Origin of the sequence: Acidovorax sp. Root217 (genome assembly GCF_001428645.1) — a bacterium.
Lineage (GTDB): Bacteria > Pseudomonadota > Gammaproteobacteria > Burkholderiales > Burkholderiaceae_C > Acidovorax.
The window spans coordinates 269-20,847 of the sequence record NZ_LMIH01000011.1; the positions used below are offsets into that span (position 1 = coordinate 269).

The window sequence follows — 20,579 nt, forward strand, 5'->3', positions numbered from 1 at the left end:
ACGGCACACGCCCAGGATGCCCGTCACGCGGCCATGCAGGTCGCGGATGGGCGTCTTGATGGTCTCGAAATACCCCTGGTAACCGTCTTCCGCAAAGGTCAGCTGCTCTTCGTACACCAGGGGCTGCCAGGCCTGCATGGCACGCCGGTCATACGCGCGGAACTGCTCGGCCGCCGATGCAGGGGACAGATCGTAGTCGGTGCAGCCGATGATCTCGCGCTCGGGCTTGCCCGCAAAGCGCTCGAACACCGGGTTGCAGGACAGGTAGACACCCTGCGCGTCCTTGAGGAAGACCATGTCGGGCATGGCGTTCACCACCCGGGCCAGGTGGGCCTTCTGCTGGGCCAGCTCGGTCTCGATGCGCTTGAGCTCGGTCAGGTCGTAGGCGAAGACCACCACGGCCACCACCCCCTGCTCCGTGATGGATTCGGGCACCAGGGTGGTGTGGCGGTACTGCGGGCCGTCCAGTGCGTCGATGCGGTTTTCAAAGACGGCCGTCTCTCCGGCAAATGCCTTGTGCAACTGGGGCTGCATGCGCGCCATGACCGCTGCGGGGATCACGTCCGGGAGCAGTTGCCCCTGCAACTGCTCGGGTGTGCGGTGCAGCCACCGGGCCTGTTGCTCGTTCACATAGAGCACGCGGTACTCGCGGTCCAGCCGTGCCACGCCGCCGGGCACCTGGCGCAGCATGTTGGCCATCTGCACCTCGTGCGCGTGGGCCGCCTGCTCGGCCTCGCGCTCGGCGGTGATGTCGCTTTGCACGCCATCCCAGATCACGCGCCCGCCATCCAGCGGTCGGGGCGAGGAACTCAGGTGTATCCAGCGCACCGCCCCCGAAGACACACGCATGCGAAAGGTGGCCTCCATGGGCCCCATGCTGCGCAGCGACTGGTCCCTGGCCTCCTCGAGCGCGGGGAGGTCTTCTGGGAGGATCTGCTGGTACAGCACGCCGGGATCACGCAGCACATCCTCAGGGCGCAGGCCGTTCAGGCGCTCGATGGCATCGCCGATGTGCACGAAGTGCATGCGGCCATCGGCCTCGCGCACCACCTGGTAGAGCACACTCAGCGGCAGGTTGCGGCCCAGCAGCTGCAGGCGCGTTTCGCTTTCACGCAACTGGGCTTCGGCCTCGTACAGCCGATCAAAGGGCTGGCGCATGCCCGCCACGAACACGGCTTGGTACAGCAGGGCATAGCCCACCACACGCACGCCAATGGCCAGCAGGCTGGCCCAGCCGACCTGCGCCACGCCGGAGAGCCCCACCATGAGTTCCGCGACCGCGAAAGTGGCAGCAGCCCATGCCAGCAGGCGTCCCCGCGTGCGGTTGTCGCCCTTCGCATCGCCGTGCAGCCGCACGGCAGCCCCTACCAGGCCTGCGCACAGCAATCCGGCCATCAACGCCGGCAACATGCCGCCCGAGGCCGCAGAAAACCACTGCGGCAGCGGCCCCGCAGCCGCCCACACCAGCACCAGCGAAAACGCACCCGCAACCACGGCCCACACCTTGGCAGGCCCGGGCAGGGAGACGCGCAGTGCCGTGAGCACCAGCGCGGCGCACTCGGCCACGCGCACCCAGGAGCCAAGCCACAGCGCCATGTCCGCCGCCAGGGTCGAAGCTGGTTGCGGCGTGGCATGGGCCAGCACGCCATGCAGGAAATTGCAGACCGCCGCCACGCCGAAACCGGCGACCAGCACATTCGCACGGCCCTGGCCATGCGCGTCGAGCGTGTGCAGGGACACCGAAACCACCAGCAACGCCAGCAGGATGGCCACCAGCTCCATGAAGGGCTCCAGCCCATGCTGCAGACCCACACCCTCTCCCAGGATGCCGCTCAGTGACACCATCACCAGCGCCAGCACCGCCACGGCCAGCACCACCGTGACGGCGGGAGCCTCCGAGACGAGCGTCCGCGGGGAACGGTGGACTGGGGAGTTCATAGGAGCTGTGGGGGGTAGGGCGTCCGCTGCACCTCACCAGTGTATCGGCCTGTAAGCGCCAGCGACGATTTCTGCCGCAACGCGCGGTATGCGCGCCACAACCGTGACCTGGCACCGGTCATACCCACCTGCTCCATGCCCGGGCGATGCGAACACCTCCGCCCAGGTGCCATCAGCCCTCAGCCTTCGAGCAGCTGGCGCAGCACGAATGGCAAGATACCGCCCGCCTGGTAGTAGTCCACCTCGATGGGGGTGTCGATGCGCAGCGTGACCACCACCTCCTGACTGCTGCCGTCAGCCCGGCGAATCACCAGGGTGGCGTCGCTTTGGGGCGTGAGCGCGGGGTCGGGCAGCACGTTGATGGTTTCGTTGCCGGTCAGGCCCAGCGACTCCCACGAATCCGTGCCCTTGAACTGCAGGGGCAGCACGCCCATGCCCACCAGGTTGGAGCGGTGGATGCGCTCGAAGCTGCGCGCCACCACGGCCTTGATGCCCAAGAGCTGCGTGCCCTTGGCGGCCCAGTCGCGGCTCGATCCGGTGCCGTACTCCTCGCCCGCGAAGATCACCGTGGGCGTCTTTTGCGCCATGTACTGCATGGCTGCGTCGAAGATGAACATCTTCTCGCCCTGCAGCGGCCCCTCGCTCTGGAACACGGTCACGCCGCCTTCCTCGCGCGAGCCATCGGCCGTGGGCGGGAGCATGAGGTTCTTGATGCGCACGTTGGCGAAGGTGCCGCGCATCATCACGTCGTGGTTGCCCCGGCGTGCGCCGTAGCTGTTGAAGTCGGCCTTCTGCACGCCGTTGAGCTGCAGCCACTGGCCGGCGGGCGAGGTGGCCTTGATGGAGCCTGCGGGCGAGATGTGGTCGGTGGTGATGGAGTCGCCGAACAGCGCCATGATGCGCGCGCCGTGCACAGCGGAGGCCGTCGCGGCGCCCTGCTCGAGCGTGAATTGGGCGAAGAACGGCGGCTCGGCGATGTAGGTGCTGGCCGGCCAGGTGTACGAGTTTCCGCTCACGCCCTTGATCTTTTCCCAGAGCTTGCCGGGGTCTGTGGCAACCTTGGCATAGTTCTCGCGGAAGGCCTTGCCGTTCATCGCGAACTTCATGAGCTTGTGCACTTCCTCGCTTGTCGGCCAGATGTCGCCCAGGTAGATGTCGCGGCCACCCTTGCCCTTGCCCACGGGCTCGGTCATCAGGTCCTTGAGCACCGTGCCGGCGATGGCATAGGCCACCACCAGCGGCGGGCTGGCCAGGAAGTTGGCCTTGAGGTTGGGGTGGATGCGCGCCTCGAAGTTGCGGTTGCCCGAGAGCACGGCCGCACAGATGAGGTCGTTGCTGGTGATGGCGTCGTTGAGCTCGGGCGTGAGGTCGCCCGCATTGCCGATGCAGGTGGTGCAGCCGTAGCCCGCCAGCGCAAAGCCCAGCTTCTCCAGGTAGGGCAGCAGGCCGGTCTCGGTGAGGTAGTCGGTGACGATGCGCGAGCCGGGGGCCAGCGAGGTCTTGATGTGCGGCTGGACCTTGAGCCCCGCCTCCACCGCCTTCTTGGCCAGTAGGCCGGCGGCCAGCAGCACGCTGGGGTTGGAGGTGTTGGTGCAGCTGGTGATGGCGGCGATCAGCACGTCGCCATTGCCCACCGTGGGGTCGGCGCCCTTGGTGGGCATGGTGGCCGCTGCGTCGGCATGGGCCGTGGCCAGCGCGGGCTTGTTGCCCTCCATCTCGGCCAGGGAGCGCGGCGCGCCTGCGGGAGCAGGTTTGTCCTTGGGCGCCAGCTCTTGAACCATATCCTGCCCACGGTGGATGTGGTGGCGGGTGAGCAGCAGTTCGGCCGGGCGGTTGAAGCCGTTATCGGCATTGGACTTGCTGAACAGGTCGGCGAACTGGCTGCTGACCTTGCCCAGCTCGATCCGGTCCTGCGGCCGCTTGGGGCCGGCCAGGCTGGGGGTCACGCTGCCCAGGTCGAGCTTGACGACCTGCGAGTAGTCGATCTCGCCGGCCAGCGGCACGCCGAACAGGCCCTGGGCCTTGAAGTAGGCCTCGAAGGCCTCGATCTCGGCCTTGGTGCGGCCCGTGCCCTGGAAGTAGTCGATGGTCTTCTCATCCACCGGGAAGAAGCCCATGGTGGCGCCGTATTCGGGTGCCATGTTGCCGATGGTGGCCCGGTCGGGCAGCGCCAGGGTGCGCGTGCCCTCGCCGAAGAACTCGACGAACTTGCCTACCACCTTGTGCTGGCGCAGCAGCTCGGTCACGGTGAGCACCAGGTCGGTGGCGGTCACGCCCTCGCGCAGCTGGCCGGTCATCTCGAAGCCCACCACGTCGGGCGTGAGGAAGTACACGGGCTGGCCCAGCATGGCGGCCTCGGCCTCGATGCCGCCCACGCCCCAGCCGACCACGCCGATGCCGTTGATCATGGTGGTGTGGCTGTCGGTGCCCACCAGGGTGTCGGGGTAGTGCACACCTGCCTTGGTCTTGTGCACGCCGCGCGCCAGGTACTCCAGGTTCACCTGGTGCACGATGCCGAAGCCCGGCGGCACCACGCCGAAGGTGCTGAAGGCCTGCATGCCCCACTTCATGAACTCGTAGCGCTCACGGTTGCGCTGGAACTCGAGCTTCATGTTCAGGTCGAGCGAATTCTTCTTGCCGTAGTAGTCGACCATGATGGAGTGGTCCACCACCAGATCGACTGGCACCAGGGGTTCGATCTTCTTGGGGTTCTTGCCCAGCCTGGCAGCCACGCTGCGCATGGCGGCCAGGTCGGCCAGCAGCGGCACGCCGGTGAAGTCCTGCAGCACCACGCGCGATACGACGAAGGGGATCTCGTCCTTGCGCTCGGCCTTGGGCGCCCAGTGCGCGAGCTGGTGCACATGCTCGGCCGTGACCTTGCGGCCGTCGCAGTTGCGCAGTACCGATTCGAGCACGATGCGGATGGACACCGGCAGGCGGTTGATCTGCGGAAACTGCTTGGCCAGGGCTGGCAGGGAATAGAGCTGTCCGGTCTTGCCGGACGCGGTCTTGAAACTCTTGAGCGTGTTGGCAAACGCGTGGCGGGCGGGCTGGGGCGACGACTTGGTCGATGTGGCCATGGCTGACTCCTGTGTAAGCGACAAGGCCTATTCTGTCAGTCCCACGCGGCGGAGCCAACGTTGGGGGTATGCAGGGAGGCGGCAACTGCCGCCCATCGCCATGGGAAAGGGGCCTCACAGGGCCCCTCCGGTACACGCGCAAGAGCGCCAAGCGCTATTCAATACAGAGCATTCAAGCCATTGCAGGCAACGGCAAGCGGCGCATGCCAAACCATTGCAGCTCGGCCAGCAGGCCCACCGAAACCACATGCACGACCAGATAGGCCTGGCCCCACACGCTGGGCGCGATGGCCGATGACAGCAGCAGTGCCAGGCTGGCGAGGGCCCAGGCGGCATTGCCCACGATCAACAGCCACAGCAGGCTGCGGGGGGTGTTGCGCTGGCTTGCAATCGCCATGGCCAGAACCGCATAGGCAAGGAGCGCCAGGCCACTGGCCGAGACCAGCCCCACCGGCAGCCCGAGCCACTCGGCGAGCGTCTCGGTCAGCGCCAGGTGCAGGGCGGCCAGCAGCACGCCCGTGGCGGCATCGAACCAGACCACGGCACGCAGGAACGAGGGAGAGGACAGAACGGACATGGTGGACTCCTTGGGATCTTTTCGGGTTGAAGGAGCCTCCATGGTCGCGGCCGGGCTGCACCGCGTCGATGACATGCCAGGTAATGGCCGGCATGCCAACTGGCCCTAGGATGGAGGGCATGACCAGCACCCACCGCCCCCCACGCCCCACCCTGCCCCACCGGCCTGCGGCCGGGGGCCACCGCAGCCTTCCGGGGCCTGCCTCGTTCGGCGACCATCTGCGCACCTGGCGCCAGCAGCGCCACCTGAGTCAGCTGGAGCTGGCCGACGAGGCGGACATCTCCACCCGCCACGTGAGCTTCATGGAGACAGGCCGCACCAACCCCAGCCGCGAGATGGTGCTGCGGTTGTGCGAGCGCCTGGCCATCCCGCTGCGCGAGCGCAATGCCCTGCTGGTGGCGGCCGGCTATGCGCCCATGTACCGCGAGCGCGCGCTGGACGACCCGGCCCTGGCTGCCGCGCGCAAAGCGGTGGAACTGGTGCTCAAGGGCCACGAACCCTGCCCCGCGATTGCACTGGATCGCTGCTGGAACATCGTGGCCACCAACCGCGCTGCCCAGGCGCTGCTGGCCAACCACGTGAGCCCTGAACTGCTGAAGGGGCCGGCGAATGTGTTCCGCCTCAGCCTGCACCCCAAGGGCCTGGCACCGCACATCGCCAACCTGGCCCAGTGGCGGGCCCACCTGTTCGAGCGCCTGCGCCAGCAAATACAGGCCACGGCGGACCCCGTGCTCATCGCACTGCAGGCCGAGTTGCTGGAATACCCCGCGCCCGAGGAATCGAGCTCCCTGGTGCTCGACGGGGAATTGCTGGGTGTGGTAATGCCCTTCTGCTTTCAAAGCGCCCGGGGAACACTTTCGTTTATCAGCACCACCACCATATTTGGAACCCCGGTGGATGTGACCCTGCAGGAACTGGCCGTGGAATCATTCTTTCCGGCCGACGAATTCACGGCCCAGGTATTGCGCGAGATCGCTGCAGCCCCCATCTGACCCGGCGCCAGCCACGGGCGCGCCCCCAACACGGCCAGCCGGATCGCACGTTTATGGTGCGTACCACGCAAAAAGCCCGCAAAGGCGGGCTTTTTCATGCAACGCGGCAACAGGCCGCTGTCCAATGGATTCAATCGATCAAATGGCGAATTTTTCGCGGTTCTCGTTTTGAATCCACTTGGGGGCTTTGCCACGGCCCGTCCAGGTCTGGCCTGTGGATGGATCGCGGTACTTGGGAGCCACCTTGGTGCCAGCGCTTGCGCTGCGTGCACGGCCACTGGGGAACACGTCCTGTGCGGTCAGGCCGAACTCCGCCACCAGCGCACGCACCTGCGATACGGCGTCCGACAACTCGCGCTTGCGGGCTTCACCGATTTGCTGTTCCAGGGCGTCGCGTTGCTTGAGGAGTTCTTTGTAGCTGGTTGTCATGGTATGTGTGGCTGCTAGGTGGACAAGGAAGGCCCCATTATAGGAATAATGGGCAAAATTTTCAGGGTTTGCGAAAAAATTCGTGACAAACCGTTGAAACCCCTCACCAGTGAAAATCATTTCACAGCCCCAGGTAATCAGCCGGACCGATCGGCCAGGTCCATTTGCGCCAATACACGGTCGATTCTCTTGCCCTCCAGGCCAAGCACCTCGAATATCCACCCGGCACAGGCAATGCGTTCGCCCACTGCCGGCAAATGGCCTGATTCAGCCATCAACAATCCCGCCAGTGTGTTGTAACGGCCGCGCTCCTCTCCCGGTAAATCGCGAATATCGAGCCGCGCCTTGAGTTCGCTGACGGGCATCAGGCCGTCGAGCAGCCACATGCCGTCCTCTTGCTGGGTGGCCCAGGCATCCGTCGCAGCCCCGGGCTGCAGTTCTCCGGTAATCGCCTCCAGCAGATCGCGTGGTGTCATGATGCCCTGCACCACGCCATATTCGTCCACCACGAAGACCATGCGGCCCGAGCGTGCGCGGAACTGCTCCAGCAGTTCCATGCCGCTCAGGGTTTCGGGCAGAAAGGCGGCCGGCAGGGCGTACTGCTCGATGGCGCCTGGGGCCTCCACGCCCAGCTCCAGCAGGCGCGCTACGCTGATCAGGCCCACCACCTCATCGAGCGAGCCCCTGCAGACGGGGTACCAGGAATGGGCACCATGGTCACCACCGGTGCCGGCCATGCGCAGGCCTTCGGCCACGGTGAGCCGGGCATCGAGCCACTGCATGTCCGTGCGGGGCACCATCAGCGAGGTCAGCGGCCGGTCGTCGAGGCGGAACACATTGCGCACCATCTGGTGCTCGTGGTGCTCGATCACCCCGGCATCGCGCCCTTCTTCCAGGCTGGCCACGATCTCTTCCTCCGTCACGGCGCGGCCGGCGTTGTTGTCGATGCGCAGCAGGCCGAGCACGCCCTGGGTGGACAGCGACAGCAGCCGCACGAAGGGCTTGGCCACCAGGGCCACCCAGGTCATGGGCCGAGCCACCAGGCGGGCCACGGTTTCGGGGTAGAGCTGGCCGATGCGCTTGGGCACCAGCTCACCGAAGACGATGGTGATGAAGGTGATCACCGTGACCACCAGCGCCGTGGCCGTGATGCCGGAGGCGCGCTCGGGCATGCCCAGCGCCAGCAGCCAGCGCGCCAGGTCATCGCTGAACGCGGCTTCGCCGATGATGCCGTTGAGCATGCCGATGGAGGTGATGCCCACCTGCACGGAGGACAGGAACTGGGTGGGGTTCTCCAGCAGCGTGAGCGAGGCCTGCGCCCCCTTGTCGCCGCCCTCGGCCATGGCGGCCAGGCGCGACTTGCGGCTCGATGCCAGCGCCAGCTCGGACATGGCAAATACGCCATTGAGCAGCGTGAGCAGCGCAATCAGCAGAAAATCCATGATTCAAGGCATAGGAACACGATGGCACTTTACTGTATTGGCGATATCCAGGGTTGCGACAGCGCGCTCGGGCGCCTTCTGGACGAGATCGGCTTTTCCGCGAGCCGCGACACGGTCTACCTGCTGGGCGACCTGGTGAACCGGGGCCCGGAGTCGGCTGCCGTGCTGCGCCGCTGCATGCAGCAGGGCGATGCGCTGCGCCCGCTGCTGGGCAACCACGATCTGCACCTGCTGGCCGCCGCCCATGGGGCACGCAAGCCCTCGCGCAAGGACACGCTGGAGCAGGTGCTCAAAGCCGATGACCGTGACGCCATGCTGGACTGGCTGCGCCGGCAGCCGCTGATGCGCACGCACCTGCATGCCGGCGAGCGGTTGGCGATGGTGCACGCCGGCCTGCTGCCCGCCTGGACGGTGGACGAGGCCCTGGCCCTGGCGAGCGAAGTGCAGCAGGTGCTGCGCGGCCCGGGGCTGTCGGACTTTCTGCATCAGATGTACGGCAACGGCCCGGACCGCTGGGACCCCGCGCTCACGGGCATGGACCGCCTTCGCACCATCGTCAACGCCATGACGCGGCTGCGCTTTTGCTCGGCCGATGGGGTGATGGATTTCGAAAGCACCGAGGGTGCGCAAAAGCCCCCCGAAGGCCTGATGCCCTGGTTCGACGTGCCAGGCAGGCGGGCGGCAAGTACGCTGCTGGCCTTCGGGCACTGGTCCACGCTGGGTTTGCTGGACCGCCCGGACACCCTGGCGATGGACACGGGCTGCGTATGGGGCGGCTGCCTGAGCGCCATGCGCTTTGGCGCCACGCTGGCCGACCGCGAACTGCTGCAGGTGCACTGCGAGCAGTCGCAGCAGCCGGGCTGATGGCGTGACCGGCCTTTGCTTCAGTCGGTGGTGACGGCCTGTGCCTGGTCTTCAGTGGCAGGAGCTACCGCCTTGAACAGCGCCGCCACCTTGCGCTTGGGCTTGATGTTGGCCGACACACTGCTACGGGGCGCCGACTTGGCGGACTCCCAGGCGGGCGCGGCATCGGCCGCCGCGCTGGATTCGTAGGGCTTTTCGAAGAACGGGTCGCGCGATGCCACCGCAGGACGGAAGCCCCGGTGCTGTTCGCGCGGCTCGCGGGTTTCACGGCCCGGACGGTGCTCGCGCTCCCGTTCGCGGCGCGGAGCGGCGGAGGCAATGGCATCGCGCCCGTCACCGGTCTCGCCCGCTTCGCGCCAGGCACGGCGGCCGTCGTTGATGCGGCCGCGCGGCTGGTCTTCGTCGTACTCGACGGCTTCAAGCTCGATCTTTTTCTTGATGAGCTTTTCGATGTCGGCCACCAGGCGGGCATCGCTGCCGGACACCAGCGTGACCGCCAGGCCCGAGGCGCCGGCACGGCCCGTGCGGCCGATGCGGTGCACGTAGTCTTCGGCGTTGAAGGGCACGTCGAAGTTGAACACCGCCGGCACGTCCTTGATGTCCAGGCCGCGGGCGGCCACGTCGGTACACACCAGCAGGTCGACTTCGCCCTTCTTGAAGGCCTCCAGGGCTTTCAGGCGCTCGTCCTGGCTCTTGTCGCCGTGCAGCGCGGTGGTCTTGAGGCCTTCGCGCTCCAGGCTGCGCGCCAGGCGGGCGCAACCGAGCTTGCTGTTGACGAAGATGAAGGCCTGCTTGATACCCCGGGTCTTGAGCACCTGGTGGATGGCTCGGCGCTTGTCATCGTCGTTGGCGCTGTAGAAGCGCTGCTCCACCGTGGAGGCCGTCTCGTTCGGGCGGGCCACTTCGATGGTGATGGGGTTTTGCAGGTAGCTGCTGGCCAGGCGCTTGATCTCGGGCGAGAACGTGGCCGAGAACAGCAGCGTGGTGCGCTGCTTGGGCAGGTAGGACAGGATGCGCTGCAGGTCGGGCAGGAAACCGATGTCCAGCATGCGGTCGGCCTCGTCGAGCACCACGTACTCGACCTGGTTGAGCACCGCGTTCTTGGCTTCGATGTGGTCCAGCAGGCGGCCGGGGGTGGCCACCAGCACCTCGACACCCTTCTTGAGCTCCAGGGTCTGGGGCTTCATGTCCATGCCGCCGAAGACCACGGTGCTGCGCAGCTTGGTGTACTTGGCGTACAGCGCGATCTGCTGGGCGACCTGGTCGGCCAGTTCGCGCGTGGGCAGCAGCACCAGCGCACGCACGGGGTGGCGGGCCGGGGAGGTGGAGCTGCTCTCGTGCTTGAGCAGGCGCTGCAGCAGTGGCAGCGAGAACGCCGCCGTCTTGCCGGTGCCGGTCTGGGCTGCGCCCATCACGTCCTGGCCGGTGAGCACGACCGGAATGGCCTGCTCCTGGATAGGCGTCATGGACTCGTAGCCCATTTCGGCCACGGCGCGCGAGAGCGGCTCGGCCAGCGATAGATTGGAAAAAGAACTTGTCATTTAGCCCTCTATTGTCGCACCGGTGGCCCAAACACACCATGGGGGTGGTAAGCAAGGGTGTATTCACCGAGCCATGCCGCCAGAGGACTGGCTTTGATGCTTTTAATTCGATAGCACCAAAACAATAACCATCAATTCACAGATGGCAATTTTCAGGAATTCACTCCAGCACCGCGCGCAGCTGGCGCGTGGTCACCGCCAGACGGCGGGCACCGATCTGGGCGATGTTGTTCATCACCGTGAGCGCCGCTTCGGGGTAGCGGTGCGCCCAGGCGTCGAAGTGCGCGCGCGACAGCCGCGCCAGTTGCGCAGGCCCCAATTCGGCCCCGGCGCTGGCGGTACGGGCGGCGCCGTTGAGAAAAGCCATCTCCCCGAAGGCCATGCCCGGCCCCACGGTGGCCAGGCGCAGGCCGCGCTCGGGCGGCCACTGGGTCACGAGCGTGATGTGACCCGACTGCACCACCAGCAGGTCGCGATCGGTGTCCCCGGCGTTGAACACCACCCCATGGGCTGCCATGGGCAGTGGCTCCAGCAGGGCCTCCAGCGCCAGCCGGGCCTCGGCGGCCAGGCCTTCACCGATCTCGCCGAGCACATCCTGCTCGGGATAAACAGGCCGCTCGTGCTCGGGCCGCTCGGCCAGGATGGCGGCTTCCGCCCATTCCAGGGCCCGGTCGCCATCGGCGAAGGTGCGAACGCCGGCGCCCGCGTGCTCGGCCGCCACAGGGTCGAGCGCCGCCACGGCGCAGGCCACGCCCTGCTGCGAGAGGTCGCGCACCAGCGCACGCAGCTGGGCCAGGGCCGTGCTGTCCCAGGCCGGCACGCGGCTGGCATCCAGCACCACCCAGCGGTGGCGCGGCTGCAGCATCAGGCGCACCTGCTCGGCCAGGTGCGCGGCGACACCGAAGGACATGACGCCCTGCAGCTCGAACACCGCCACCTGGTTCATGCGCGGCGCCAGCCAGGTGTCGGAGCCCGCGCGGCGCAGGCGGCGCGAGCGCAACTGCCCATCCAGCCGCACATGGCGCAGCACCTTGGACGCCGAGTCACGCAGCAGCACGAAGGTGGCCACCACCAGCCCGGCCACGAGGGCACCCACGCCACCCAGCACGGCGAACACCAGCGCCACCAGCCAGCTTTGCGCCCAGGTCACGCTCGAGCGGCGCGCGTAGCCGGGCGACCACAGCAGGTTGGGTACCTGCATCAGCCCGGCCAGCACCAGCCCGCCGGCCAGGCAGGCCATGGGCACCCAGTGCAGCCACCAGGCGCCCGTGAAGGCCACCGTCAGCATGATGCCGGCATGCCAGCGCGGCGCGCTGGCCGAGGCACCGGCCTGCGCCAGCACGATGCGCGAGCGCGAGGCACTGGTGGACGCGGGGATCATGCCCGCCAGGCCACACAGCACGCCCAGCAGGCTCTCGCGCCGCAGCGCCTGGTTGGGGTTGCCGCGCAGGCCGTGGTCGAGCTCCAGCTCCTGGTTGAAGACCAGGATCTCCAGGCTGTTGACCAGCGCCAACAGCAGGGCCAGCACCACCAGCGCAGAGCCGTGCAGGTGCGCCAGTTCCAGCCAGGGAATGCCCGTCCAGTCGGGCCACAGCGGCCCGGCAAAGGCACTCTGGCTGACGGCCGGTGCGAACACGTTGCCCATGCCTACACCCCACAGGCCCGCCACGGCCACGGCCAGTGCCACCAGCACCACGGCCGTAAGCAGGCCCGGCAGGCGCGGCCAGCGCCGGCGCAGCAGCACCGCCAGGCCCACTACCGCGAGGGCGGCCACGGCGTGCCACAGGGTACGCAGGTCCCAACCCCAGCCGGCGCCCGCCCCCAGGCCATTGCGCAGCTGCCCCACCACCATGGACAGGCCCACGCCCGCCGCAAAGCCATGGGTCACCGAAATCGGCAGGAAGCGCGCCACCGAGGCCAGGCGCAGCACCCCCAGCAGCCACTGAAAGCCAAACGCCAGCGCCACGGTGGCACCGCTGACGGCAAGCACCTGGCGCGCCGTCAGGCCCAGGGTGCCGGCTGCGCCGTAGGCGGTGGCCACCACGGCGGCGAACAGCAGGGCCACCACGGTGGTCGGCGCATAGACGACCCCCGGGCGTGGCGCCAGCACGGTGAGCAGCAATCCGGGCAAGGCGGCCGACCACAGGGCCAGGGCCGCCAGCGAGTAGCCGCCTGCCAGCGGCGCGAAGGCCAACAAGCCCAGGCCCACCGCATGGGGCACCGTGACAGCCGCCGCAGACCAGGCCGCCGCCGCGCCCGAGGGCGGCTGGCTGGCAGCGCCCGGTGAGGGCCCCTGCCGGGCTACGGGCGGATGGGACAGCGGCTCGGCGGGCATGGCGTGCGCAAAAAAAGAGGGAGGGGCCGTTCAGCCCCTGCGGGCCTCACGACGCTGCTCTGCACCCATGTCCATCACAGATTGCGCGCCGCGAAGGTGTCGCAACCCTTGACGCTGCCGTTCTGCAGGCCGGTATTGAACCAGCGCTGGCGCTGCGCGCTGCTGCCGTGGGTGAAGCTCTCGGGCACCACGCGGCCACCGCCGGCACGCTGCAGGGCGTCATCGCCGATCTTGGCGGCCGCGTTCATGGCCTCTTCCACATCGCCCTGCTCCAGGATCTTGCGGGCGGCCTGCGCGTGGTGTGCCCACACGCCAGCAAAACAGTCGGCCTGCAGCTCCAGCCGCACGGACATGGCGTTGTACTCGGTCTTGCTCACGCGGCCGCGCATCTGGTCCATCTTGCCGCTGATGCCCAGCAGGTTCTGCACGTGGTGGCCGACCTCGTGCGCGATCACGTAGGCCTGCGCGAAATCGCCGGGCGCGCCGAGGCGGTTCTTGAGGGTCTCATAAAAACCCAGATCGATGTACACCTTCTGGTCGGCCGGACAGTAGAACGGCCCCATCGCCGCCTGGCCCGCGCCGCAGGCTGTGGGCGTGGAGCCGCGGAACAGCACCAGCCGGGGCTCCTGGTAGGTGCCGCCGCCCTGGCGGAACACGCCCTGCCAAACGTCCTCGGTATCGGCCAGCACGGTGGAGACGAAGCGCGCCATGGTGTCGTCGGCCGGGGGGCGGTGCGCCGGGCCCTGCTGTTGCTGCTGCACCTGCGCGGGCGGACCACCGCCGCTGAGCAGGCCCAGGATGGTCAGCGGGTTGATGCCCAGCACCCAGCCGCCCACCAGGGCGATGACGATGGTCCCGATGCCGATGCTGCGCCCGCCAAAGATGGGCGAGCCGCCCCCACCGCCACCGCCCTCGTCCCGGCGGTCCTCTACGTTGTCGGACTCGCGATTGCCTTCCCATTTCATCGTTGTTCTCCAGCGCCCCCACCGGACGGAGGCATGGACAGCATGTTACGCGCGGCGCGCCCTCCTCGGGAGCCAGCACAAGTAGGAGAGCAGCGCGCTACCATGCAGTCTGTTTCTCGTACGTGAGCGCCCCACCCCATGCTGCACCACCCCCACAACCCCCACGGCGCAAGCAACCCCGTCATCCTGCTGACGGGATTCGATCCCTTCGGTGGGGATGCCATCAACCCCAGCTGGCTGCTGGCCCAGGCACTGCAGGGCCAGCGCATCGGCGGGCACACCGTGGTGGCCGCGCAACTGCCCACTGTGTTCGGGCTGGCGCTGCAGCGGCTGACGGCACTGCACCGGCAGCTGCAGCCGGCGCTCACCGTATGCCTGGGGCAGGCGGGCGGACGGGCGACCCTGTCGATCGAGCGCATCGGCATCAATGTGGACGATGCGCGCATCCCCGACAACCAGGGCGCGCAGCCCATCGACGCGGCCGTGGCCCCCGGTGGCCCGGCCGCCTACTTTGCCAGCCTGCCCGTCAAGGCCATGCTGCGCGCGGTGCAGCAGACCGGCGTGCCCTGCGAGGTATCGCAGACGGCCGGCACCTTCGTCTGCAACCATGTGCTCTACGGGCTGATGCACCACCTGGCGCGCGAAGGCGTGGCCGGCATGCGCGGTGGCTTCGTGCATGTGCCCTGGCTACCGGGACAGGGCACGCCCCATCTGGCGCTGCGTGACATGGTGCGCGGCCTGCATGCCGCGCTGTGGGCGGCCGTCCTCGCCCGGCAGGACATCGTCCTGGGCGCGGGCGCCACCCACTGACCGCCGGGTACGCCCTGTGCCACCGGCCGCGCATGCTGTGTACAGTCCCGGTATGTGCCCCGCCCCGCTTTCTGAACCCTCTTCCACCCTGGGGCCCCAGGCCACCGCCGACCTGCTGGACTGGACAGCGCTGGCCGATGAAATAGCCGCCCTGCTGGTGGACGACGGCATCCAGGTGCCGCCCCGCAGCGTGCTGGCGCTGGCAGGCGGCGCCAGCCTGTTCGTGATGCCGGCCAGCGACCGCACGGTCGCCATGGCCAAGCTGATCACCCTCACCCCCGGCAATGCGGCGCGCGGCCAGCCCACCATCCAGGGCGATGTGGTGGTGTTCGACGTAGCCACCGGCCAGCGCCGCGTGGTGCTGGACGGCCCCACCGTCACGGCGCGCCGCACGGCCGCCGTCTCGCTGCTGGCGGCGCAGCGCCTGGCGCCGGTGCCGCAGGGCCCGCTGCTGGTGGTGGGTGCCGGCGTGCAAGGCCTGGCCCATGTGCAGGCCTTTGTGGAAGTGCTGGGTGTGCGCGAGGTCTGGGTGGCATCGCGCAGCGCGGCCAGTGCCGAGGCCCTGGCGCAGGCGGCCCGCGCCCTGGGCGCCCAGGCCCGGGTCGTGCAGGACGCCGACGCGGCCATGGCCCACTGCCCTCTGGTGGCCGCATGCACCCCGGGCACGGCCGTGGTCCTGAGCGCCCAGCCCCGGCCCGATGCCTTCATCGCGGCGGTCGGCGCCTACACCCCCACCATGGCAGAGCTGTCGCCCGGACTGTGCCAGTGGATGGCGCAGCATGGCACGGTGGTGGTGGACACGGCCGATGCCGGGCACGAGGCCGGCGACCTGCTGCAGGCCGGGCTGGACGTGGCGCGCCTGCCTACGCTGCAGGACATGGTGCGGCAAGGCGCGCGCCCCCGCACCGGGCCCGTGCTGTTCAAGAGCTGCGGCGGGGCCGGCTGGGACCTGGCGGCTGCCCGCCTGGTGCTGCGCGCCACCCGCACCGCGCATTCGGACATCGGCGCAAACACGGGATCAGGAGCACATTCCCAGCCGGGGAGCGGCAGCCCATGAGCCCCCCCACCCGCTTTCGCGGCCAGAGCCTGCGCACGCAGATCTCATTGGTGTTTGCGCTGCTGGTGATCGGGCTGGCCGTGCTGCTGTCCCTGGGTTTCGGCGAACTGCTCAAGCGGCGCGCGCAAAGCGATGCCGGCCATGCCTTGCGCACCGTGGCCGATAACGCCAGCCGCCAGCTTGCCAACGGGTTACTGGAGCGCAGCCGGGCCGTGCAGGTACTGGCCGATGCACCCGGCATATGGCAAAAGGGGCTCGATTCGCCCGAAGTGCACCAACTGCTGGCGCGCACCCAGGCCATCGACCCTTACAGCCTGTGGATCGGCGTGGCAGACGCCCAGGGCGTGGTAAGGGCCGCCACGAAGGGACTTCTGGAAGGCCAGAGCGTGCGCGAGCGCCCCTGGTTCATCGCCGGCCTGCAGGAGCTGCACGTGGGCGACGTGCACCCGGCCAAGCTGCTGGAGCAGTTGCTGCCGCCCAACGCCTCGGGCGAGCCCTACCGCTTCGTGGACTTCGCTGCCCCCATCCACGCGGGGCGGGCCACCTTGGGTGTGCTGGGAATGCACGGCAGTTGGGAGTGGACCCGCGAGGTACTTGAAAGCCTGGCCCCCGTCGGTATCCAGGGTGCCTCGGTGGACCTGTTCGTCTTTGACCGCGCCGGCAAACTCATTTTCTCGCCCCAGGAATACCGCAGCCAGCTCGAAGCCGGCGGCCAGCATCTGCCCGTGCCGCTGACCGTGGCCACGCGGGAATCAGGCGCCCTGTCTGCGACCGTGGTGCCCTGGGCCGATGGCAAGAACTACCTTACCGCCAGTGTGCGCATGGAAGCGCGCAACGCGGCAAGCGACCTGGGCTGGCACATCGTGGCCCGGGAACCGGTGGAAATCGCCTTTGCCGACGCGGACCGCGCGGTGCACATGGCCCTGGCAATCGGCCTGCTGGCGGCGGTGCTGGCCGCAGCCATTGCCTGGATCGCGGCCCGCCGCCTGAGCGAAGACCTCTACGCGCTGGCCGATGCCGCCAGCCTCGTGGAATCGGGCAAGCCCGGCGCCACCATTCCCCTGGTCACCCACAACCGTGACGTGCACCAGCTGTCCGCCGCGCTCAGCAGCATGACGCAGCGCCTCATGGCGGCTCACGAAGCCATGGAGGACCAGGTGCGCCTGCGCACCCTGGAGCTGGAAGCCGCCAACCGCGCGCTGGACCTGCAGGCACGCACCGACGCACTCACCGGCCTGCTCAACCGCCGGGGCTTCGACAGCAAGATGGAGTTTGCGCTGGCGCTGGCGCGCCGCAGCGGCCGGCCCCTGAGCCTGGTCAGCGTCGATGTGGACCATTTCAAGCGCGTGAACGACAGCTTCGGGCACGACGCAGGCGACGAGGTGCTGCGCCGGCTGGCACAGACGCTGCAGCAGCGCCTGCGCGCGTCGGACGTGATTGCGCGGCTCGGTGGCGAGGAGTTTGCCGTGGTACTGCCCGACACCGCCGTGGAAGGCGCACGCGCGATCGCCCAGTCGATCGTGGACGGCATGGCGGCGCAGGAAGATCCTCTGGTGGGGCGGATCACGGTGAGCGCTGGCATATCCAGCCTGCGCGAGGGGCCCGACAATGCCCACGAGATGCTGCGCCGCAGCGACGCGGCGCTTTACGAAGCCAAGGGCCAGGGACGCAACAGGGTGTGCGTGGAGCCCGAGGCCGGGCAGGCGCTGAAATAGCCCCCCAGCCGGTCGGCAAGCCCATCGAGTTCGCCGTCATGGTGCTGGCGTGCGATGTTCAACTGCTCCTGCGCATAGGGCGGGTGGCCCAGCATCATGGCCGTGTTCACGCAGTGGCCACGCTTGGCCATGTGCAGGATGAACGCATCCAGCACCTCACAAGGCCAGTAATGGATATCGGCCTCACCCAGGTCGGCATGGCGGGCTTTCGGAAGATCGGGCAGGCTGGGCAGGTCAACACCCGCCGTGGCGCGGGGTGCGGACGGTTCAACAAAGTCAATCATGTTGGACTCCTTCACACGGACCCTGCGAACATCCGCAGGCATGCATCCATGCTATGGAACTTACCAACGCTTGCACTTCAGCCGAAGTGCCCTACCCCTGTAGGACGGGACCACCGGGCGGTACGCCCGACCTTGCAGGCGATCAGGCCTTGGGCAAGGTCACGCCCACTTGGCCCTGGTACTTGCCGCCCCGGTCCTTGTACGAGACTTCGCAGACGTCGTCTGGATCGCTCTCGAAGAACAGCACCTGCGCACAGCCTTCGCCCGCGTAGATGCGTGCGGGCAGCGGCGTGGTGTTGGAGAACTCCAGCGTCACATAGCCTTCCCACTCGGGCTCGAACGGCGTGACATTGACAATGATGCCGCAGCGCGCATAGGTGCTCTTGCCCAGGCAGATGGTGAGCACGTTGCGCGGGATGCGAAAGTACTCCATGGTGCGCGCCAGCGCAAAGCTGTTGGGCGGGATGATGCAGCTGTCGCCGTGGAAATCGACAAAGCTCTTCTCGTCGAAGTTCTTCGGGTCCACCACCGTGCTGTGGATGTTGGTGAACACCTTGAATTCGGGCGCGCAGCGGATGTCGTAGCCATAGCTGCTGGTGCCATAGCTGATGATCTTGCGGCCTTCGGCCTCGCGCACCTGGCCGGGCGCGAAGGGTTCGATCATGCCGTGCTCGGCCGCCATGCGGCGGATCCATTTGTCGCTTTTGATGCTCATTGGGTTAACTCCTGCGCCGTATTCTAGGCAGGACGCCCTTGCGGGCCCTGCACGTCACCCTGTGGACACGGCTTTTTTGCATGCTTCCTTCCAGGAAGCACACCCCCACTGCCCGGCGCGCCGGGCACTTCACCCCAGCTTTTTCTCGCGGATGTGGCGCGCCAGGCCGCAGTAGCCTTCCTTGAAGAGGATTTCACTCTCCAGCCTGGCGGGCAGCAGCTTCTCCTTGAGGTCCGCTGCCGCCTGGTTGCCCTGTGAGCGGCGAATGAAACCGATGGCCTCCTCGAACTTCGACACCTCGGAGCGGCAGGCTTCCTGCGCCCGCTGTGCAGCGGTGCTGTCGCTCGCCAACTGGGCCCAGGCAGCTCCGCTGGCCAGCAGGCCCGCCGCCAGTACAAGAAAGGAAACGGTGCAGGACAGGTTATGCAACATGGTCCCAGACGCTGGGCCGCCGATCAGGTGCCTGCAGCCTGCACATCCGGCAACGACTGGCTGATCACCGTGCGCTCGACCAGCCGGTCATCGCCCAGCACGATCATCGCGAACAGCAGCTCGTCCAGATTGTTCGCATGGGAGGTCTTGCGCGCCAGCAGCGGGGTGGCGGCGGGGTTGATGACCACGAAGTCGCCCTCGCAGCCCGGCTGCAGGTTGCCCACCACGCCAGCCAGGCCCAGCGCTGCCGCAGCGCCTGCGGTGTGCTGCCACCACAGCTGCTGGGGCGACAGGCTCAGGCCGGGCTTGGTCTGCCCTTCGCGGCCCACGTAGTAGGCGGCCAGCATGGTGCGAAACGGGCTGAAGCTGGTGCCCCCGCCCACATCGCTGGCCAGGCCGTAGCCAAAGCCGACGCGGTCGGCGCCTGCATAGTCGAAGAAGCCGCTGCCCAGGAACAGGTTGCTGGTGGGGCTGACGGCGGCCGCCGTGCCGGTGTCGCGCATCAGCGCCCGGTCGTCGTCGTCGAAATGGATGCAGTGGGCATACACGGCGCGCTCGCGCATCAGCCCGTAGTCGCCGTACACCGCAAGGTAGCTGCGCGAGGCCGGGAACAGCTCGCGCGCCCAGCGCACCTCATCGAGGTTCTCGGCCACGTGCGACTGAATCCACACGTCGGGGTAGCGCGCCGCCAGCTCGCCCGCGCCCTGGAGCTGCTCGTGCGTACTGGTGGGCGCAAAGCGCGGCGTGATGGCATAGCCCAGCCGGTCCACACCATGCCAGCGCCGGATCAGCGCCTCGGTGTCGATCAGGCTTTGCTCCGTCAGGTCGCGCACGCCGTCGGGCGAGTGGCGGTCCTGCAGCACCTTGCCGGTAATCAGGCGCAGTTGCTGGCGCTGCGCCTCGGTGAACAGTGCGTCCACGCTGGCGGGGTGCGAGGTGGCGAAGGTCAGGGCGGTGGTCACGCCGTTGCGCAGCAGCTCTTCGACGAAGAAGCCTGCGACCTGCGCGCCATAGGCCGGGTCGATGAAGCGCGACTCGTGCGGAAAGGTGTAGTTCTCCAGCCAGGGCAGCAGCCCATCGGCCGGGGCGCCGATCACGTCGGTCTGGGGGAAGTGGATGTGCATGTCCACGAAGCCCGGCGCGATGATGCGGCCCGGCAGGTGCTCGACCGCGCCCTGCCCGTAGGCGGACGCCAGGGCCTGCCAAGGGCCGGCAGCCACGACACGCTGGCGGCCCTCCCCATCGGGGGCAATGGCCAGCAGGCCGTCCTCGTCGTACAGGGCCGAGCCATCGTCGGCAAAACGCAAAAGGGCAGAACGGTAGACACGCATGGGCGCAAGCTTAGCGGCAGAGGGGGGCCGTTGCATATGCTGCCGCCTATATTGGATATGCGCCCTCGGGCA

Annotated in this window: 17 protein-coding genes; 5 read left to right on the forward strand and 12 right to left on the reverse strand. The window is 68.0% G+C overall.

Annotation, left to right across the window (positions count from 1 at the left end):
* The 3 genes from ASE31_RS09380 to ASE31_RS09390 all read right to left on the reverse strand — a co-directional run.
* On the reverse strand, positions 1-1,938 hold a 1,938-nt coding region (locus tag ASE31_RS09380; protein WP_200961093.1), incomplete at its 3' end, for a PAS domain-containing protein.
* Between the two features lie 179 nt (positions 1,939-2,117).
* Positions 2,118-5,018, reverse strand: coding sequence for an aconitate hydratase (locus ASE31_RS09385; RefSeq protein WP_057201393.1), 2,901 nt, complete (start codon positions 5,016-5,018; stop codon positions 2,118-2,120).
* Between the two features lie 172 nt (positions 5,019-5,190).
* Positions 5,191-5,595: a hypothetical protein gene (locus ASE31_RS09390; RefSeq protein ID WP_057201394.1), complete on the reverse strand. Its 405-nt coding sequence runs from the start codon at positions 5,593-5,595 to the stop codon at positions 5,191-5,193.
* A 119-nt stretch (positions 5,596-5,714) separates the two neighbouring features.
* On the opposite strand from ASE31_RS09390, the gene ASE31_RS09395 reads away from it, so the two are divergent.
* Positions 5,715-6,587 (forward strand): helix-turn-helix domain-containing protein, encoded by an 873-nt coding sequence (locus ASE31_RS09395; RefSeq protein WP_057201516.1) that lies wholly within the window; start codon positions 5,715-5,717, stop codon positions 6,585-6,587.
* 138 nt (positions 6,588-6,725) lie between these two features.
* On the opposite strand, the gene ASE31_RS09400 is transcribed toward ASE31_RS09395, so the two are convergent.
* Complete coding sequence (locus tag ASE31_RS09400) at positions 6,726-7,016, reverse strand: H-NS family nucleoid-associated regulatory protein (protein ID WP_057201395.1); 291 nt, start codon at positions 7,014-7,016, stop codon at positions 6,726-6,728.
* Between the two features lie 137 nt (positions 7,017-7,153).
* Positions 7,154-8,458, reverse strand: a complete 1,305-nt coding sequence (locus ASE31_RS09405; RefSeq protein ID WP_057201396.1) for a hemolysin family protein — start codon at positions 8,456-8,458, stop codon at positions 7,154-7,156.
* Between the two features lie 21 nt (positions 8,459-8,479).
* Between ASE31_RS09405 and ASE31_RS09410 the strand changes: the two genes are divergently transcribed.
* Complete coding sequence (locus ASE31_RS09410; RefSeq protein WP_057201397.1) at positions 8,480-9,322, forward strand: symmetrical bis(5'-nucleosyl)-tetraphosphatase; 843 nt, start codon at positions 8,480-8,482, stop codon at positions 9,320-9,322.
* A gap of 20 nt (positions 9,323-9,342) precedes the next feature.
* Here the strand turns inward: ASE31_RS09410 and ASE31_RS09415 are convergent, their stop codons facing one another.
* From ASE31_RS09415 to ASE31_RS09425, 3 genes are all read right to left on the reverse strand, one after another.
* The gene (locus ASE31_RS09415) at positions 9,343-10,863 is read right to left on the reverse strand and encodes a DEAD/DEAH box helicase (RefSeq protein ID WP_057201398.1); all 1,521 of its coding nucleotides are present in this window, start codon (positions 10,861-10,863) and stop codon (positions 9,343-9,345) included.
* Positions 10,864-11,023: 160 nt separating this feature from the next.
* Entirely contained in the window at positions 11,024-13,198 is a 2,175-nt protein-coding gene (locus ASE31_RS09420) for a SulP family inorganic anion transporter (RefSeq protein ID WP_057201399.1), read from the reverse strand.
* Between the two features lie 74 nt (positions 13,199-13,272).
* The gene (locus ASE31_RS09425) at positions 13,273-14,163 is read right to left on the reverse strand and encodes a neutral zinc metallopeptidase (RefSeq protein WP_057201400.1); all 891 of its coding nucleotides are present in this window, start codon (positions 14,161-14,163) and stop codon (positions 13,273-13,275) included.
* Positions 14,164-14,301: 138 nt separating this feature from the next.
* On the opposite strand from ASE31_RS09425, the gene pcp reads away from it, so the two are divergent.
* From pcp to ASE31_RS09440, 3 genes are read left to right on the forward strand one after another with little or no spacing between them, the layout of a single operon-like run.
* Positions 14,302-14,973, forward strand: coding sequence for a pyroglutamyl-peptidase I (gene pcp, locus ASE31_RS09430; protein WP_057201401.1), 672 nt, complete (start codon positions 14,302-14,304; stop codon positions 14,971-14,973).
* A 52-nt stretch (positions 14,974-15,025) separates the two neighbouring features.
* A complete protein-coding gene (locus ASE31_RS09435) occupies positions 15,026-16,030 on the forward strand; it encodes a delta(1)-pyrroline-2-carboxylate reductase family protein (protein ID WP_057201402.1) in 1,005 nt (334 codons plus the stop codon).
* Positions 16,027-17,745, forward strand: a complete 1,719-nt coding sequence (locus tag ASE31_RS09440; RefSeq protein ID WP_057201403.1) for a diguanylate cyclase — start codon at positions 16,027-16,029, stop codon at positions 17,743-17,745. Before ASE31_RS09435 ends, ASE31_RS09440 begins: the two co-directional genes overlap by 4 nt.
* Here ASE31_RS09440 and ASE31_RS09445 read toward each other — a convergent pair.
* From ASE31_RS09445 to guaD, 4 genes are all read right to left on the reverse strand, one after another.
* On the reverse strand, positions 17,676-18,029 hold the full coding sequence (locus ASE31_RS09445) for a hypothetical protein (RefSeq protein ID WP_057201404.1): 354 nt from the start codon (positions 18,027-18,029) through the stop codon (positions 17,676-17,678). The genes ASE31_RS09440 and ASE31_RS09445 overlap by 70 nt on opposite strands.
* A gap of 142 nt (positions 18,030-18,171) precedes the next feature.
* Positions 18,172-18,744 (reverse strand): dCTP deaminase, encoded by a 573-nt coding sequence (gene dcd / locus ASE31_RS09450; protein WP_057201405.1) that lies wholly within the window; start codon positions 18,742-18,744, stop codon positions 18,172-18,174.
* Positions 18,745-18,873: 129 nt separating this feature from the next.
* Complete coding sequence (locus tag ASE31_RS09455) at positions 18,874-19,176, reverse strand: hypothetical protein (RefSeq protein WP_057201406.1); 303 nt, start codon at positions 19,174-19,176, stop codon at positions 18,874-18,876.
* A 23-nt stretch (positions 19,177-19,199) separates the two neighbouring features.
* Entirely contained in the window at positions 19,200-20,507 is a 1,308-nt protein-coding gene (guaD, locus tag ASE31_RS09460) for a guanine deaminase (protein ID WP_057201407.1), read from the reverse strand.
* Positions 20,508-20,579: the final 72 nt, after the last annotated feature.